Annotated in this window: 13 protein-coding genes; 11 read left to right on the forward strand and 2 right to left on the reverse strand. The window is 71.4% G+C overall.

Annotated elements, in window-relative coordinates; genetic code table 11:
* Together GXP76_RS25825 and GXP76_RS25830 are read left to right on the forward strand one after the other, a co-directional pair.
* A partial coding sequence (locus GXP76_RS25825) for a beta-galactosidase (RefSeq protein WP_242573996.1) occupies positions 1-2,373 on the forward strand: 2,373 nt, incomplete at its 5' end.
* Positions 2,374-2,539: 166 nt separating this feature from the next.
* On the forward strand, positions 2,540-3,463 hold the full coding sequence (locus tag GXP76_RS25830) for an acetamidase/formamidase family protein (protein WP_242573997.1): 924 nt from the start codon (positions 2,540-2,542) through the stop codon (positions 3,461-3,463).
* 111 nt (positions 3,464-3,574) lie between these two features.
* Here GXP76_RS25830 and GXP76_RS25835 read toward each other — a convergent pair whose 3' ends face one another.
* Together GXP76_RS25835 and GXP76_RS25840 are read right to left on the reverse strand one after the other, a co-directional pair.
* Positions 3,575-4,357, reverse strand: coding sequence for an alpha/beta fold hydrolase (locus tag GXP76_RS25835; protein WP_374362558.1), 783 nt, complete (start codon positions 4,355-4,357; stop codon positions 3,575-3,577).
* 99 nt (positions 4,358-4,456) lie between these two features.
* Positions 4,457-4,786 carry a DUF427 domain-containing protein gene (locus GXP76_RS25840; protein WP_242573999.1) on the reverse strand — a complete coding sequence of 110 codons (330 nt, stop codon included), beginning with the start codon at positions 4,784-4,786 and terminating at the stop codon, positions 4,457-4,459.
* A 125-nt stretch (positions 4,787-4,911) separates the two neighbouring features.
* Here GXP76_RS25840 and GXP76_RS25845 point away from each other — a divergent pair, with 125 nt between their 5' ends.
* The 9 genes from GXP76_RS25845 (at position 4,912) to gatB (ending at position 15,665) form a co-directional block, all read left to right on the forward strand.
* Positions 4,912-5,451 (forward strand): TIGR00730 family Rossman fold protein, encoded by a 540-nt coding sequence (locus tag GXP76_RS25845; RefSeq protein WP_242574000.1) that lies wholly within the window; start codon positions 4,912-4,914, stop codon positions 5,449-5,451.
* Between the two features lie 74 nt (positions 5,452-5,525).
* Positions 5,526-6,215, forward strand: coding sequence for an SDR family oxidoreductase (locus GXP76_RS25850; protein WP_242574001.1), 690 nt, complete (start codon positions 5,526-5,528; stop codon positions 6,213-6,215).
* Positions 6,212-7,237, forward strand: coding sequence for a methionine synthase (locus tag GXP76_RS25855; protein ID WP_242574002.1), 1,026 nt, complete (start codon positions 6,212-6,214; stop codon positions 7,235-7,237). Before GXP76_RS25850 ends, GXP76_RS25855 begins: the two co-directional genes overlap by 4 nt.
* Positions 7,238-7,306: 69 nt before the next feature.
* The gene (gene ligA / locus GXP76_RS25860; RefSeq protein ID WP_242574003.1) at positions 7,307-9,571 is read left to right on the forward strand and encodes an NAD-dependent DNA ligase LigA; all 2,265 of its coding nucleotides are present in this window, start codon (positions 7,307-7,309) and stop codon (positions 9,569-9,571) included.
* Positions 9,572-9,806: 235 nt separating this feature from the next.
* Positions 9,807-11,933, forward strand: a complete 2,127-nt coding sequence (locus GXP76_RS25865; protein WP_242574004.1) for a bifunctional diguanylate cyclase/phosphodiesterase — start codon at positions 9,807-9,809, stop codon at positions 11,931-11,933.
* A 141-nt stretch (positions 11,934-12,074) separates the two neighbouring features.
* On the forward strand, positions 12,075-12,371 hold the full coding sequence (gene gatC / locus GXP76_RS25870; protein ID WP_015036350.1) for an Asp-tRNA(Asn)/Glu-tRNA(Gln) amidotransferase subunit GatC: 297 nt from the start codon (positions 12,075-12,077) through the stop codon (positions 12,369-12,371).
* A 5-nt stretch (positions 12,372-12,376) separates the two neighbouring features.
* Positions 12,377-13,882 (forward strand): Asp-tRNA(Asn)/Glu-tRNA(Gln) amidotransferase subunit GatA, encoded by a 1,506-nt coding sequence (gatA, locus tag GXP76_RS25875; protein ID WP_242574005.1) that lies wholly within the window; start codon positions 12,377-12,379, stop codon positions 13,880-13,882.
* A gap of 5 nt (positions 13,883-13,887) precedes the next feature.
* Positions 13,888-14,121: a hypothetical protein gene (locus GXP76_RS25880; protein ID WP_242574006.1), complete on the forward strand. Its 234-nt coding sequence runs from the start codon at positions 13,888-13,890 to the stop codon at positions 14,119-14,121.
* Positions 14,122-14,147: 26 nt separating this feature from the next.
* Complete coding sequence (gatB, locus tag GXP76_RS25885; RefSeq protein ID WP_308354208.1) at positions 14,148-15,665, forward strand: Asp-tRNA(Asn)/Glu-tRNA(Gln) amidotransferase subunit GatB; 1,518 nt, start codon at positions 14,148-14,150, stop codon at positions 15,663-15,665.
* Positions 15,666-15,894 lie beyond the last annotated feature (229 nt).

The raw sequence follows: 15,894 nt of genomic DNA on the forward strand, positions 1-15,894 counted from the left end.
ATACTCGTCGGCGGCAAGCCCGTGCTCGTCCTGGCCGGGGAGATCCACTACTTCCGCCTGAAGAAGGCGGACTGGCAGTCCAGGCTCGACAGGGCCAAGGCCGCCGGCCTCAACACCATCGCCACCTACATCCCCTGGATGTGGCACGAGTTGCCCGACGGCACGATCGACGTCACCGGCCGCACCCGCCCCGAGCGCGACCTCGGCGCCTTCATCGACCTCTGCCACCGCAACGGCTTCCTCTTCATCGCCCGCCCCGGCCCCTTCACCATGGCCGAGCTGAAGGGCGAGGGCGTGCCCGAACGGGTGCGGAAGGACCACCCCGAGATCGTCTCCACCGGCTGGAACGACGCTCCCGCCACCACCCCCACCGTCGACTACCTCGCGCCCGCGTTCCTCAAGGAGATGCGCCACTGGTACGCGGCGGTCATGCCGGTACTCGCGAAGCGGCTGCACAGCGACGGCGGCCCCGTCATCTCCCTGCAACTCGACAACGAGATCGGGATGCTGGCCTGGGTCAGCAACTCACCCGACCTCACCGACCACTTGACCGCCGACTTCGACGGCTGGCTGCGCGAGGAGTACGGCGACGGGCTCGCCGCGCGCTACCCCTTCACCGGCGAGGACCTGGCCGGGCGGCGCAAGGCGATCCGCAACCCCGAAGACGCGTACGGCGCCGCCCTGATGCACGATCTGGGCCGCTTCATGCGGGGCCGCTTCGCGCGCTACGTCACCGAACTGCGCAAGGCCGCCGGGGAGTACGGGATCACCGGCATCCCGTTCGTGATCAACATCCACGGCACCTCCGACAGCCGCGCCGAACCGTTCCCCATCGGCATCAGCCAGCTCATGGAGACCTACGGGGGGATCGAGGGGACGATCTCCGGCGCGGACTTCTACCTCGGCGACCTGACCCTGCGCAACGTCACCGACCTGTACCTCATCAACGCCTTCATGGACGCGATCAACGACAAGGACCAGCCGGTCACGGCGCTGGAGTTCGACGCCGGCCACGCCGACTACGGCCAGAACCTGGACAGCCAGACCAGCCCGTCCGGCGTCGACCTCAAGACCCGTCTCTGCATCGCGCAGGGCGCCAAAATGCTCAACTACTACCTGTTCGCGGGCGGGTTCAACCCCAAGCTCGACAAGCCCGCTGGCGACGGGAACGACCGCATCGGCATCACGGGCGAGCGGCACGGCTTCGCCGCCCCGGTCGACCCGGAGGGCCGGCCCGGGGTCAGCTACGAGCCGACCCGGCGGACCGTGCGCGCCATGGGCGGTCTCGCCGACGTCCTCGCGCCGATGCGCACGACGTACGACGACGTGGCGCTCGGCTTCGTGCCCGATCACTATCTGACCGAGTACCACCCGCCGAAGCTGGAGTCCGTACAGCGTGTACTGGACGAAGCGGTGAACACGCGCGGTGCGGGTCCGCGCGGCTCCCTGGCCCGCGCGATGCTGCTCGGCGGCTTCCGCTACCGGAGCGTGAACCTCCAAGCGGGCGATCTCGACCCGAAGGGCGTACCCGTGCTCGCGCTGGCCACGGGCGAGCACCTGGGGGCCGGACTCCAGCGGCGCCTGGTCCGGTACGTGGAGGCCGGCGGCAAGCTGCTGCTGTCCGGGCGGCTGCCCGTCAAGGACATGGCCGACAAGGCGTGCACCGTCCTCGCGGACGCGCTGGGCCTCAGGGCCGGCTCCACGCTCACCGACGCGAACCGCTTCTGGCTGTCGGTGACCGCGCACGGCTGGGCGGCGCCGCTCCCCGAAGTACGGCTGTCACGCACCCAGTTGTGCGAGCCCTCCCGGGGCACGACCGTGCTGCGCGAACTGTCCACGGGCAAGGGCTGCGGCTTCGACATCCCTCTCGGGAAGGGACGGGCCGTCGTGATCACCACGGACTACCAGTGCGACCTGACCTTCTGGGACCGTGCCTTCCGCGCCCTGGACGCCGCCCCCGCCCTGCGGCACAGCGCCACCGACCCGGGCGTCTTCCTGCTGACGACGGCGGACGGCGAGCGCGGACGGCTGCTGCACGCCTTCAACGTCTCCTCGGGCTACGACCAGGACTTCACCGTCACGGAGAACGGCAAGCCCCTCTTCGGCGGCGAGAAGCTGCACCTGCCCGGTCGGACGGCGGCGATCCTGCCGCTCGGGCTGACCGCCGGCGGCCTGCGCATCGCGTACGCGACGGCGGAACTCACCGGCGCCGCCGACGGCCGGGCGACCTTCCGCGCGCTCGGCGCTCCCGGCGGGGAATCGGTCGTCGTGGTGGAGGGCGCGGCACGGTGCGACGGCGCGCGCGTCTCGACCGAGGGCGGCCGGACCGTACTGCGCGTACGCCGGGCGGAGTTCACCGTGCGCCGCGGCTGACGGAAGACCGCGCTGCCCGGGGGGACTCCCCGCCTCCCGGGCAGCGCCGCCGCGTCGCGCGGGGGCTGCCGGGGGCCGGGCCGGGAGGCGGACTACGGTGACGGGACACCGGTCACGGGCACCGCAGTCCGCTCGTACCCACCGCACCGACCGAAGGAAGCCCCCCGTGGCCGAGCACATCCTGGACTCCGTGCCCGGCACGGTGAGCAACGTCTTCTCGCGCGAACTGCCCCCCGTGCTGACCGTCGACCCCGCGGACACCCTCACCGTCCACACGCTCGACTGCGCGGGCCATCTGGAGCGCCGGCGCACGGCGGACGAGAACGTGCCGCGCATGTTCGGCGAGCGGCGCGGCCACTGCCTGGTGGGACCGATCGCCGTACGCGGCGCCGAGCCCGGCATGGCCCTGTCCGTACGACTGGAGTCACTGCGCCCCGACGACTGGGGCTTCACGGCGGCGGCGACGTCCGACACCCCGCTCGCCCGCCGGCTGGGCATGACCGCCGAGGACGCCGAGTGGCTGCTGTGGGACCTCGACGCGGACAACGGCACCGGGACCGACCAGTACGGTCACACGGTCTCCCTCGCGCCCTTCCTGGGCGTCATCGGCACGCCCCCCGACGAACCGGGCGAGCACTCCACGACCCCGCCCCGTACCCTCGGCGGCGGAAACATCGACTGCCGCGAACTGGTCGCCGGATCAACCCTCTTCCTCCCCGTCACCGTGCCGGGCGCGCTGCTCAGCATCGGTGACGGCCACGCCGCGCAGGGCGACGGCGAGGTCTCCGGCACGGCGGTCGAATGCGGCATGACCACCCGTCTCACCGTCGACCTCCAGCCCTCCCCGCCGATCCTCACCCCGCACGCGGTGACCCCGGCGGGCCGGATCACCTTCGGTTTCGACGCGGACCTCAACGAGGCCTCGGCGCGGGCCCTGGACGCGATGCTGACGTGGATGACGTCGCTGTACGGGGTGAAGCGGGGGACCGCGCTGGCGCTGGCGAGTACGACGGTCGATCTGCGGGTGACTCAGGTGGCCAATCAGGTGTGGGGCGTGCACGCGCTTCTGACGCACGACGCGATCCGCTGAAGCCCACGCGCCCGTGCCGGAAGCGGGCGTGCGAGGCGAGTACACCGCCGGTCACCGTCCCCGGCGACATCGCGCTCACGCCGCCGGTCACCGTCCCCGGCGTCATCGCGCTCACGCCGCCGCGGCGAAGTACTCGGCGAGGACCGGCGCCAGCACATGCGGCGCCACCTCGTGCACCTGTCCGGTCAGGGTGCGGTGCCGGCCGCGCGGCAGCGCGGCGGCCACCGCCCGCGCCGCCACCCGCATCGGCGGCGGGCTCGCGCCCCCGTCCACGACCATCACCCGCGCGGTGATCCGCGCGAGCCGCTCCGTCGGAACGGGGCCGGGACCCATCACGGCGTTGTCGTACGCGAGGGTGTGCGCCAGCGCCGTCATGCCCCGCCACATCGTCGCCCGGCGCATCCGCGCCACCACGTCGGGCTGCACCCCGACCGCCGACAGGAACAGTTCCACGGCCTCGTCCCGCCGGCCCCGCGCCAGCAGTTCGTCCAGCCGGGCCGTGTACGCGGCGCCGTCCGTGACATCCGCCACGGCGTCGTAAGGAGGCTCGTACACGGCGAGCTGGGTGATCGGCAGCCCCGCCGCGGCCGCCTCCAGCGCCAGGGCCGCGCCCGACGACACGCCGTACACCGAGGCGCTGCCGCCGGCCTCGTCAAGGAGGGCGGCGATGTCCTCCACCTCGCGCTCCACCGCGTACGGAGCCGTGTCACCGCTGCCGCCGCGCCCCCGCCGGTCGTAGGTGATCACGCTGAAGCGCGGTGCGAGGAGCGCCGCCAGCGGTGCTTCCGCCTCCGCCGTGCTGAACGCCCCTCCCACCATGACCACCGGAGGTCCGTCGCCGCTCGTCCGCCGGTACGCGATGAGTGTGCCGTCACCCGACTCCGCCTTGCCCACTTGGTCCATACGCCTATGGACCGGCGGGCTCACCGGAACTCATCGGCGCCGAGCGGGATTCGAGGACTTTTCCCGCCGGGATCCGTAGGAGGAGGCGGCTCAGTCCGCGACGACCTCCGTCTCGTAGAAGCAGAAGTGGTCCTTGATCCCGGCGACCAGGTCCTTCGGCTCGGGATACGCCCAGACCAGGTCCGGCGCGCCGGGCAGCGACCAGTAGGAGGCGTCGCCCTTGAACGGGCAGTGCGTCGTGGTGTCCGACGGGCTCAGCAACTCCGTACGCACGTCCTCCGGAGGCAGGTAGTAACGGACGGGCAGCCCGGTCTCGCGCAGCAGCAGCGGCCGGCGGCTGTCCGCGACGACCTCCCCGTCGCGCACCACCCGCACGTGCTCCGTACCCTGCTCGACGGTGATGGTGTGGCCCTTGGCCATGTCGATCCGCTCCTTCGGTGGACTCGGTCCCTCTGCTGAGGACGGTGTGACGCCGGTCCCTTCTACCGTCAGCAACGGCCGGACACGCCCTCTTCCCCAGGAGGTCACCCGGATACCGTGGATCCATGAATATCTGTGTCTTCCTCTCCGCCGCCGACCTCGACGAGCGCTACACCCGCCCCGCCCGGGAATTCGCCGAACTCCTCGGCAAGGGTGGTCACACGCTCGTCTGGGGCGGTTCGGACGTCGGCCTGATGAAGGTCGTCGCCGACGGGGTGGAGGAGGCCGGAGGGCGGCTCGTCGGCGTCTCCGTCGGCTTCCTGGGGGCCTCGGTACGGAAGCGGGCCGACGAGATGGTCATCGCCGAGGACCTCGCCGAGCGCAAGGCGCTGCTCCTCGCGAAGTCCGACGCCGTCGTGATCATGGTCGGCGGTACGGGCACGCTGGACGAGGCGACCGAGATCCTCGAACTGAAGAAGCACGGCCTGCACGACAAGCCCGTGGTGCTGCTCAACACGGCGGGCTTCTACGACGGACTCAAGGAGCAGTTCGTCCGTATGGACCAGGAAGGCTTCCTCCCCCTGCCCCTGACCGAGCTGGTCTTCTTCGCGGAGGAGGCGGTGGGCGCCCTCGCCTATCTGGAGGAGTCCGTCGGCCTGCGCTGACCGGCCACGGGGCCGCGCCGAGACGGGGGACGGGACCGTACGACCGCGCCCGGGGGTGATGCGAACATGACCCCATGGCTACCCATCTGATCACCGGTGCCGGCTCCGGCATCGGCGCCGCCGTCGCGCGCCGGCTGCACGAGCGCGGCGACGACGTGCTGCTCTTCGCCCGCGACGCTGCCCGCGGCAAGGAACTCGCCGCGGCCCACCCCGGCTCCCGTACCCTGGTCGGCGACCTCACCAACCCCGAGCGGCTCTCCTGGGCGCTGTCGCACCAGGAACTCCCCGACCGGCTGGACTCGCTCCTGCACATCGCGGGCATCGTCGACCTCGGCCAGGTCGGCGAGCTGACCCCCAAGGCCTGGACGAGCCAGCTGAACGTCAATCTCGTCGCGCCCGCCGAGCTGACCCGGCTCTTCCTGCCCCAACTGCGCGCCTCGCAGGGCCAGGTGATCTTCGTCAACTCGGGGGCGGGCCTGACCGCCCACGCCGGGTGGGGCGCGTACGGCGCCTCCAAGCACGGGCTGAAGGCGCTCGCCGACGCCCTCCGTCAGGAGGAGCGGCCGAACGGCATCCGCGTCGCCTCGGTCTACCCGGGCCGCACGGCCACGCCCATGCAGGTCAAGGTGCACGGACAGGAGGGCAAGGAGTACGACGCCTCCCGCTGGATCGACCCGGAGTCGGTCGCGACGACGATCCTTACTGCCCTGGACCTGCCGCGCGACGCGGAGATCAACGACCTGACGGTGCGGCCGGGCCGATGAACGAGACCGACAGCGGTACCCGCGCCACCGCCGGAGCCCCATGGGGGGCCGCCACCGGCGTCGGATCCCTGCCCGGCGAGGACGCGCGCGAGACGGCCAAGGGCGTCACCGGCACCTTCGAGGACTTCCCGCACCTCGCCGAACTGCCCGCGCGCGGCCCCGGCGCCGACATGATCGGGCGGACCGCCGGTCTGCTCGTCGAGGTCTTCGCCCGCGTGGAGCCGAGCGGCTGGCGCATCGGTGACCGCCCCGGCCGCGACACCCGGCGGGCCCGGTCCTGGCTGGGCGAGGACCTGGACGCGCTCGAAGAGTTCACCCAGGGGTACGAAGGCCCGCTCAAGGTCCAGGTGGCCGGCCCCTGGACGCTCGCCGCCGCGCTGGAACTGCGCAACGGCGAGTCGGCGCTCAGCGACCCCGGCGCCTGCCGCGACCTGGCCGGATCGCTGGTGGAGGGCCTGACGGGGCATCTCGCCGACGTACGGCGCAGGGTCCCCGGCGCCACGCCCGTGCTCCAGCTCGACGAGCCGTCCCTCACCGCCGTACTGCGCGGACAGGTCAGGACGGCCAGCGGCTACCGGACCCACCGGGCGGTGGACCGGCAGGTCGTCGAGGACGCGCTGCGGCAGGTGATGAGGGCGAACGACGGGCCCGCCGTCGTGCACTCCTGCGCGCCGGACGTGCCGTTCGCCCTGCTGCGCCGCGCCGAGGCGGCGGCCGTCTCGTTCGACTTCTCCCTGCTCACCGAGCGTGACGAGGAGCCGATCGGTGAGGCGGTGGAGGGCGGCGTGAAACTGCTCGCCGGGGTCGTGGCGGGCACGGACACCCCGTTGTCGGACCCGGGGGGTAGCGTCATGGGTATCAGAACGCTGTGGCGCAGGCTGGGGCTGGATCCGGGGACTCTCGCGGAGTCCGTGGTGATCACCCCGTCGTGCGGGCTCGCGGGCGCTTCACCCGCGTACGCCCGTGCCGTCATGGCGCACTGTGTCAGGGCGGCGCGATCCCTCGCGGACAACCCTGAGTGACATTTTCAAGACACGGGTCGCGCTGATCGCGGTGCTCGCGGCGACGCGGTGAAACGGGAGGACGAAACGGTGGCCGGCGAACAGCAGACGGCAGTGCCCGCGGAAGCGCGGGAGCGACACGCGCACCTCGCCGAGCAGGTCGAGGAGCACCGGTTCCGCTACTACGTGAAGGACCGGCCGGTCGTCAGCGACGGCGAGTTCGACAAGCTGCTGCGCGCCGTCGAGGCGCTGGAGGAGGAGTACGCCGAGTTGCGTACGCCCGACTCGCCGACCCAGAAGGTCGCCGGGGCGTACGAGACGGAGTTCACCGCTGTCGAGCACCGCGAGCGCATGCTCTCGCTGGACAACGCGTTCGACGACGAGGAACTGGCGGCCTGGGCGGAGCGCGTCGCCCGGGACGTGGGCGCGCCCGGTTACCACTTCCTGTGCGAGCTGAAGGTGGACGGACTCGCCGTCAATCTGACGTACGAACAGGGCAGGCTGACGCGCGCCGCGACCCGCGGGGACGGCTACACCGGCGAGGACATCACGCCCAACGTCCGTACGATCGCCGAGATCCCGCACCGGCTGAAGGGGGACCGCGTCCCGGAGCTCGTCGAGATCCGCGGCGAGGTCTTCTTCCCGATGGACGGTTTCCAGGAGCTCAACGCCCGGCTGGTCGCGGCCGGTGACAAGCCCTTCTCCAACCCGCGCAACGCGGCGGCGGGTTCACTGCGCCAGAAGGACCCGAGGGTCTCGGCGTCGCGCCCGCTGCACATGGTGGTGCACGGCATCGGCGCGCGTGAGGGCTTCGAGATCGACTGCCTGTCGCACGCCTACGAACTGCTGGAGGAGTGGGGTCTGCCGACCGCTCAGCACAACAAGGTCGTCGAAGACCTCGCGGGGGTCAGGGAGTTCATCTCCTACTTCGGTGAGAACCGGCACTCCGTCCAGCACGAGATCGACGGCGTCGTGGTCAAGCTGGACGAGATCTCCCTCCAGGGGAGACTCGGCTCGACCTCCCGCGCCCCGCGCTGGGCGATCGCCTGGAAGTACGCGCCCGAAGAGGTCAACACCAAGCTGGTCGACATCAAGGTCGGCGTCGGACGCACCGGCCGGGTCACCCCGTACGCGGTGGTCGAGCCCGTCCACGTGGCGGGCTCCGAGGTCGAGTTCGCCACCCTCCACAACCAGGACGTGGTGAAGGCCAAGGGCGTCCTCATCGGTGACACGGTCGTGCTGCGCAAGGCGGGCGACGTCATCCCGGAGATCCTCGGTCCGGTCGCCGATCTGCGGGACGGCAGCGAGCGCGAGTTCGAGATGCCGGCCGTCTGCCCCGAGTGCGGCACGGAGCTGCGGGCCATGAAGGAGGGCGACATCGACCTCCGCTGTCCCAACGGCCGCTCCTGCCCCGCCCAGTTGCGCGAGCGGCTGTTCTACCTCGGCGGCCGCAAGTGCCTGGACATCGAGAACTTCGGCTATGTCGCCGCCGCCGCGCTGACGAGGCCGCTGGAGCCTTCGACGCCCCCGCTGCTCGACGAGGGCGACCTCTTCACCCTCACCATCGACCAGTTGCTGCCCATCAAGGCGTATGTGCTCGACACGGACAGCGGCCTGCCCAAACGCGATCCGGCGACCGGCGAGGAGAAGATCGTCACCGTCTTCGCCAACCAGGAGGGCGAGCCGAAGAAGAACGCGCTGGCGATGCTGGAGCACATCGCGGCCGCGAAGGACCGCCCCCTGGCCCGGATCATCGCGGGGCTCTCCATCCGGCACGTGGGACCGGTCGCGTCGGTCGCGCTGGCCCGGGAGTTCCGGTCCCTCGACCGCATCGAGCGGGCCACGGAAGAGGAGTTGGCGGCCGTCGAGGGCGTCGGCCCGACCATCGCCGCCTCGCTCAAGCAGTGGTTCGAGGTGGACTGGCACCGCGAGATTCTGCGCAAGTGGCGGGCGGCCGGGGTCCGGATGGAGGACGAGGGCAGCGGCGAGGACGAGGGTCCGCGCCCGCTGGCGGGTCTCACCGTCGTCGTCACGGGCACGCTGGAGAATCACACCAGGGATGGCGCGAAAGAGGCGCTCCAGACGCTCGGGGCGAAAGTCACCGGCGCCGTGTCGAAGAAGACCGCCTTCGTGGTGGTAGGTGAGAACCCGGGCTCCAAGTTCGACAAGGCGATGCAGCTGAAGGTGCCGGTGCTCGACGAGGCGGGGTTCGCCGTCCTGCTCGCCGAAGGCCCCGAAGCCGCGCGAGAGGCCGCGGTACAGGCGCCGCAGGCCCCTGAGGAGGGTGCGCCGGAACCGGCCACGGACGTCCCCCGGGCGGCTGACGACACGTCTGCCGGGAGCGGCGCCGGCTGACCGAACGGGCACAACAGGCCCTCGTAGGTCACCCGTTCGGACGCATACCAGATGGATACGGAAGGGCGGGTTGCATTCGGGCAACAGCGGTAGAGCGCTGCCCGCCGACGCCGTTCGCGGCCTACTGTTGAGGGGTACGCCTGTCGTGCACGGCTGCGTGTGGGAAATCAGCCGTGGTGGCATGACAACGTGCCATCGCGTGGTAACGGCACTGCCGGCTGTGAGAGGGACGGGAATGAAACCGACCGAGAGCGCCGCCCCGGTCTCACGCCCGCGTGGATTCGCGGGACTTGGAGGCACGTCGGCCAGAGTGCCCCTCGTCGTGGTGGGAGTCGCCGCCGCCGTGCTGGTCCTGGGTGTCCTCCTGGAGTTGCGGGACGGCCGGGCACTCTTCCCGGGGGGTACCACGGGCTGGTCGCTCGCCGTGCTCACCTGCATCGTGGTCGGTCATCTCATCGCGCTCGGCCGCGACCGCTGGTGGGGCGGCACGGGCTCCGGCGCCGCCCTCACCCTCGCGGTGCTGCTCCTCTACGGCTGGGTCGCGGCCGGACTCGTCAGCCTCGCGGTCGTGGTGCTGGTCGGCACCGCCCGCCGGCACCGCTGGCGGCAGGGTGCGCTGCACGGCGCGGTGGACATCCTCGGTATCGGCGCCGCGGCGCTGGTCCTGCTCGCCTTCGGCGACGTACCGAAGGTCGCCGAGCCGTGGCAGCCCCTCCACTGGGGGATCGGCACCGTCCCCGAAATCGTCCTGGCGGCGGGGGCGTATCTGCTGGTGACCCGGCTCCTCCTGTGGTATTCGCTGACCCCGCAGGGCGGCGGCCTGCCGACCGTCGCCCGCACGGCACTCCTGCGGCAGGGCCTGCTGGCCGTCGCGCTGCTCGGCATCACCCCGCTGATCTGCGTGGTCGCCGTGTCCCGGCCGGTGGTGCTCCCGCTGTTCGCCGTCCCGCTGATCGCCCTCGACTCCACGCTCTGGATCGCCAGGGCGCGCGCCGAGGAACAGCTGCGCGACCCGCTGACCGGGCTGCCGAACCGGCAGTGGCTCCTCGAACGGACGCGGACGGCGCTGGAGGAGGCCAAGAACCTCGGCGCGCGCTCCGCGCTGGTCCTGATCGACCTCGACCGGTTCCGCTCGGTCAACGACACGCTCGGCCATCTGGCGGGCGACAGACTGCTGTTGCAGATAGCGGACCGGCTCAAGCTGGCCCTGCCGCGCGGGGCGGAGGCCGCGCGGCTCGGCGGCGACGAGTTCGCCGTACTGCTGCCGCTGGTCGACTCCACGACCAGCGCGCAGCGCGTTGCCCGCCATCTCGCGGCCGAGCTGTCCTCCCCGCTCGATCTGGACGGGCTGACGCTCGTCCTGGAGGCGAGCGCCGGTGTCGCGGTCTACCCCGAGCACGCGGTGGACGCCGAAGGGCTGCTCCAGCGGGCCGACGTCGCGATGTACCAGGCCAAGCGGGACCGCACCGGCGTGGAGGTGTACGAGTCCAAGCGCGACTCCAACACCCCGGACCGGCTCGGCCTGCTGGGCGATCTGCGGCGCGCGCTCGACGCCGGCGACGTGGAGCTGCACTACCAGCCCAAGGTCCGCTTCGACGGCCAGGTCGTCGGCCTGGAGGCGCTCGTACGGTGGGTGCATCCGGACCGGGGGAGGGTGCCCCCGGACGAGTTCATCGCGATCGCCGAGTCCTCGGGTCTGATGCCGCATCTCACCGAGTACGTACTGGAATCGGCTCTCGGCCAGGTCGCCCGCTGGCGCTCCCAGGGCCTGTTCGTCCCGGTGGCCGTCAACGTCTCGCCGCGTGACGTCCACACCCCCGGCTTCGCCGGCGCGGTCGCCGCCCGGCTCGCCCGCCACGGCGTCCCGGCCGGCGCGCTCCAACTGGAGATAACCGAGCACGTCCTGCTGGAGGACCCGCAGCGGGCCGCCGACACCATGGCGGGCCTCACGGGTCACGGCGTGAAGATGTCCCTCGACGACTTCGGCACGGGCTACTCGTCACTCGTCCATCTGCGCCGCCTGCCGGTCAGCGAACTGAAGATCGACCGCTCGTTCGTGGCCCGCCTCGCCATCGACACCGAGGACGCGGAGATCGTCCGCTGCACCATCGACCTCGCCCACTCGCTGGGCCTGGTGGTCGTCGCCGAGGGCGTCGAGGACGACGAGACCTGGGAGCGCCTGCGCGATCTGAGCTGCGACGCGGTCCAGGGCTGGCTCGTGGCCGCCGCGATGCCCCCGCACGAGGCGACGTCCTGGCTGCTCGCCCGCGGCGAGACCGGCTGGCACCGCCCGCCGCCCGCACCGGCCCTGGAGCCGCCCCGTACCGACGCGTCGGGCCCCTCCAGCCGCGTGGTGCAGTAGCCCGCGCGGGCACCTTGCCGGGGCCGGGAGCGGGACCCCGGCCGGAGCCGTGGCCCTGGATGCGGAAACCGTTTCGTGGGCACGGTGCCGCGCCCCATAGGATTGGGTCAAAATCCCGACACTCACCCAGAGGATCGCTGCATGCCTGGCATCACGCGCGAGGAGGTCGCCCACCTCGCACGGCTGGCGCGTCTGGAGCTGAAGGGCGAAGAGCTCGATCACTTCGCCGGTCAGCTCGACGACATCATCGGCGCGGTCGCCCGCGTATCCGAGGTCGCCGACCAAGACGTTCCGCCGACCTCGCACCCGCTGCCGCTGACCAACGTCATGCGCGCGGACGAGGTACGCCCGTCGCTCACCCCCGAGCAGGCGCTCTCCGGCGCCCCGGCCCAGGAACAGCAGCGTTTCAAGGTGCCGCAGATCCTGGGGGAGGACTAACAGCCATGACGGACATCAAGACCGACATCATCCGGCTCACCGCCGCGGAGATCGCCGAGAAGGTCGCCTCCGGCGAGCTGACGGCCGTCGAGGTCACCGAGGCCCACCTCGCCCGTATCGAGGCCGTCGACGAGAAGGTGCACGCCTTCCTGCACGTCGACCGCGAAGGCGCCCTCGCGCAGGCCCGCGCCGTGGACGAGCGGAGGGCCAGGGGCGAGAAGCTCGGCCCGCTCGCCGGCGTCCCCCTCGCGCTGAAAGACATCTTCACCACCGAGGGCATCCCCACCACCGTCGGCTCCAAGATCCTCGAAGGCTGGATCCCGCCGTACGACGCGACGGTCACCCGGCGCCTCAAGGACGCCGGCGTCGTCATCCTCGGCAAGACCAACATGGACGAGTTCGCCATGGGGTCCTCCACGGAGAACAGCGCCTACGGCCACACGGGCAACCCCTGGGACCTCACCCGTATCCCCGGCGGCTCCGGCGGCGGCTCGTCCGCCTCCCTCGCCGCGTACGAGGCCCCGCTCGCCATCGGCACGGACACCGGCGGCTCCATCCGCCAGCCCGCGTCCGTCACCGGCACGGTCGGCGTCAAGCCCACCTACGGCGGCGTCTCCCGTTACGGCATGGTCGCCTTCTCGTCCTCGCTCGACCAGGGCGGCCCGTGCGCCCGTACGGTCCTGGACGCGGCCCTCCTCCACGAGGTCATCGCCGGGCACGACCCGCTCGACTCGACCTCCATCGACGCCCCCGTCCCCCCGGTCGTCGAGGCCGCCCGCAACGGCACGGTCGCCGGTATGCGCGTCGGCGTCGTCCGGCAGTTCTCCGGCGAGCACTACCAGGCGGGCGTCATGCAGCGCTTCGCCGAGTCCGTCGACCTCCTCAAGGAGCTCGGCGCGGAAGTGGTCGAGCTGGACTGCCCGTCCTTCGACCTCGGCCTCTCGGCGTACTACCTGATCGCCCCTTCCGAGTGCTCCTCCAACCTCGCGCGCTTCGACGCGATGCGCTACGGCCTGCGCGTCGGCGACGACGGCACCCGTTCGGCCGAGGACGTCACCGCCCTCACCCGTGAGGAGGGCTTCGGCGACGAGGTCAAGCGGCGCATCATGCTCGGCACGTACGCGCTCAGCTCCGGCTACTACGACGCGTACTACGGCTCCGCGCAGAAGGTCCGCACCCTCATCGTCAGGGACTTCGAGAAGGCCTTCGAGCAGGTCGACGTGATCGTCTCGCCGACCACGCCCACCACCGCCTTCCCGATCGGTGAACGCGCCGACGACCCGATGGCGATGTACCTTTCCGATCTGTGCACCATCCCGACCAACCTGGCCGGAAACGCCGCCATGTCGCTGCCCTGCGGACTGGCGCCGGAGGACGGTCTGCCGGTCGGGCTGCAGATCATCGCCCCCGCGATGAAGGACGACCGTCTCTACCGGGTAGGCGCAGCGGTCGAGGCGGCGTTCGTGGAACGCTGGGGACATCCGCTGTTGGAGGAGGCACCGTCGCTGTGAGCGCAATGACCAAGAAGGCCAAGAGCTTCAAGAAGTCGAAGTCCGGCATGTACCTGTCGATCGGTACGACCGCTTTCGGAGCCGTCAGCGTCCTCAAGCAGGCCAAGCTGGCCCGCGAGGACAACGACACCCTGCGGCTGATCGACGCCGCCGTCTCCGCCGCCGCCATCGTCACCGGCATCGCTCTGCTCTACCGCGAGCTGAAGCGGCTGGGCGACGACGACGTCCTGCTGGGCTAGAGCCCGCAGAGAGGGAAAGTTTCACCGTGACCGTCACTGAACACGTGTCGCTCGTCCCGTACGAGGACGCTCTCGCGACGTACGACCCCGTCATGGGCCTGGAGGTCCATGTCGAGCTCGGCACCAGAACGAAGATGTTCTGCGGCTGCTCCACCGAGCTGGGCGCCGACCCCAACTCGCAGACCTGCCCCACCTGCCTCGGCATGCCCGGGGCGCTCCCGGTCGTCAACGCGATCGGCGTGGAGTCGGCCGTCAAGATCGGTCTCGCGCTGAACTGCGAGATCGCCGAGTGGTGCCGGTTCGCCCGGAAGAACTACTTCTATCCGGACATGCCGAAGAACTTCCAGACCTCCCAGTACGACGAGCCGATCGCCTACAACGGCTATCTGGACGTCCAGCTGGAGGACGGCGAGATCTTCCGTGTGGAGATCGAGCGCGCCCACATGGAGGAGGACACCGGCAAGTCGCTGCACGTCGGCGGCGCCACCGGCCGTATCCAGGGCGCGTCCCACTCCCTGCTGGACTACAACCGCGCCGGCATCCCGCTCATCGAGATCGTCACCAAGCCGATCGAGGGCGCCGGGGCGCGTGCGCCGGAGGTCGCGAAGGCGTACGTGGCGGAGCTGCGCGAGCTGATCAAGGCGCTGGACGTCTCCGAGGCCCGCATGGAGCAGGGCCAGATGCGCTGCGACGTCAACCTGTCGCTGCGCCCGCACGGCCGTTCGAGGTTCGGCACGCGCTCGGAGACGAAGAACGTCAACTCGCTGCGCAGCGTGGAGCGGGCGGCGCGCTACGAGATCCAGCGGCACGCCGCGGTGCTCGACGGCGGCGGCACGATCATCCAGGAGACCCGCCACTTCCACGAGGAGGACGGTTCCACGACGTCCGGCCGTGTGAAGGAGGAGGCGGAGGACTACCGGTACTTCCCCGAGCCCGACCTCGTCCCGGTCGCGCCTCCGCGCGAGTGGGTGGAGGAACTGCGCGGCAAGCTGCCGGAGCTGCCCCGGCTGCGCCGTAAGCGGCTGCGCGAGGAGTGGGGCGTCTCGGAGCACGACATGCAGTCGATGCTCAACGCGGGCGCGGTCGAGCTGATCACCGCCACCATCGAGGCCGGCGCCCCCGCCGACCAGGCACGCAAGTGGTGGATGGGCGAGCTGGCGCGCAGCGCCAACGAGACGTCCACGGACCTCGCGGCGCTCCCGATCACCCCGGCGCAGGTCGCCCGGGTGGCGGAACTGGTCACAGCGGGCGACCTGAACGACAAGCTGGCCCGCCAGGTCCTGGAAGGCGTCCTCGCAGGCGAGGGCGACCCGGACACCGTCGTCGAGAAGCGCGGCCTGAAGGTCGTCTCCGACGAGGGCGCGCTGGGCACGGCGGTGGACGAGGCGATCGCGGCGAACCCGGCGATCGCGGACAAGATCCGCGCGGGCAAGATCGCGGCGGCGGGCGCCCTGGTGGGAGCGGTCATGAAGGCCACCCGGGGCCAGGCGGACGCGGCACGGGTCCGCGAACTGATCCTGGAACGCCTGGGCGCGGAAGGCTGACACTGGACCGGCCTGTTGGCCGGTCTCCCACCCCGGACGGGCCGCGACCGCGGCCCGTCCGGCATTTACGCCCGGACCGCGATTCCAGCCCGTCCGGCGTCTGAGGACCCACCCGTACCGGCCTCCTTGTAAAGCCGGGCGGGGGCCGGGGGCGCATTTCCAGCCCGTCCGGCGTTTGAGGACGAGCGCGGCCGCGAGCCGCGCAAACGGGGCGAACGCGCCTGGGCCG

This window comes from Streptomyces sp. NP-1717, from assembly GCF_022695985.1.
Lineage (GTDB): Bacteria > Actinomycetota > Actinomycetes > Streptomycetales > Streptomycetaceae > Streptomyces.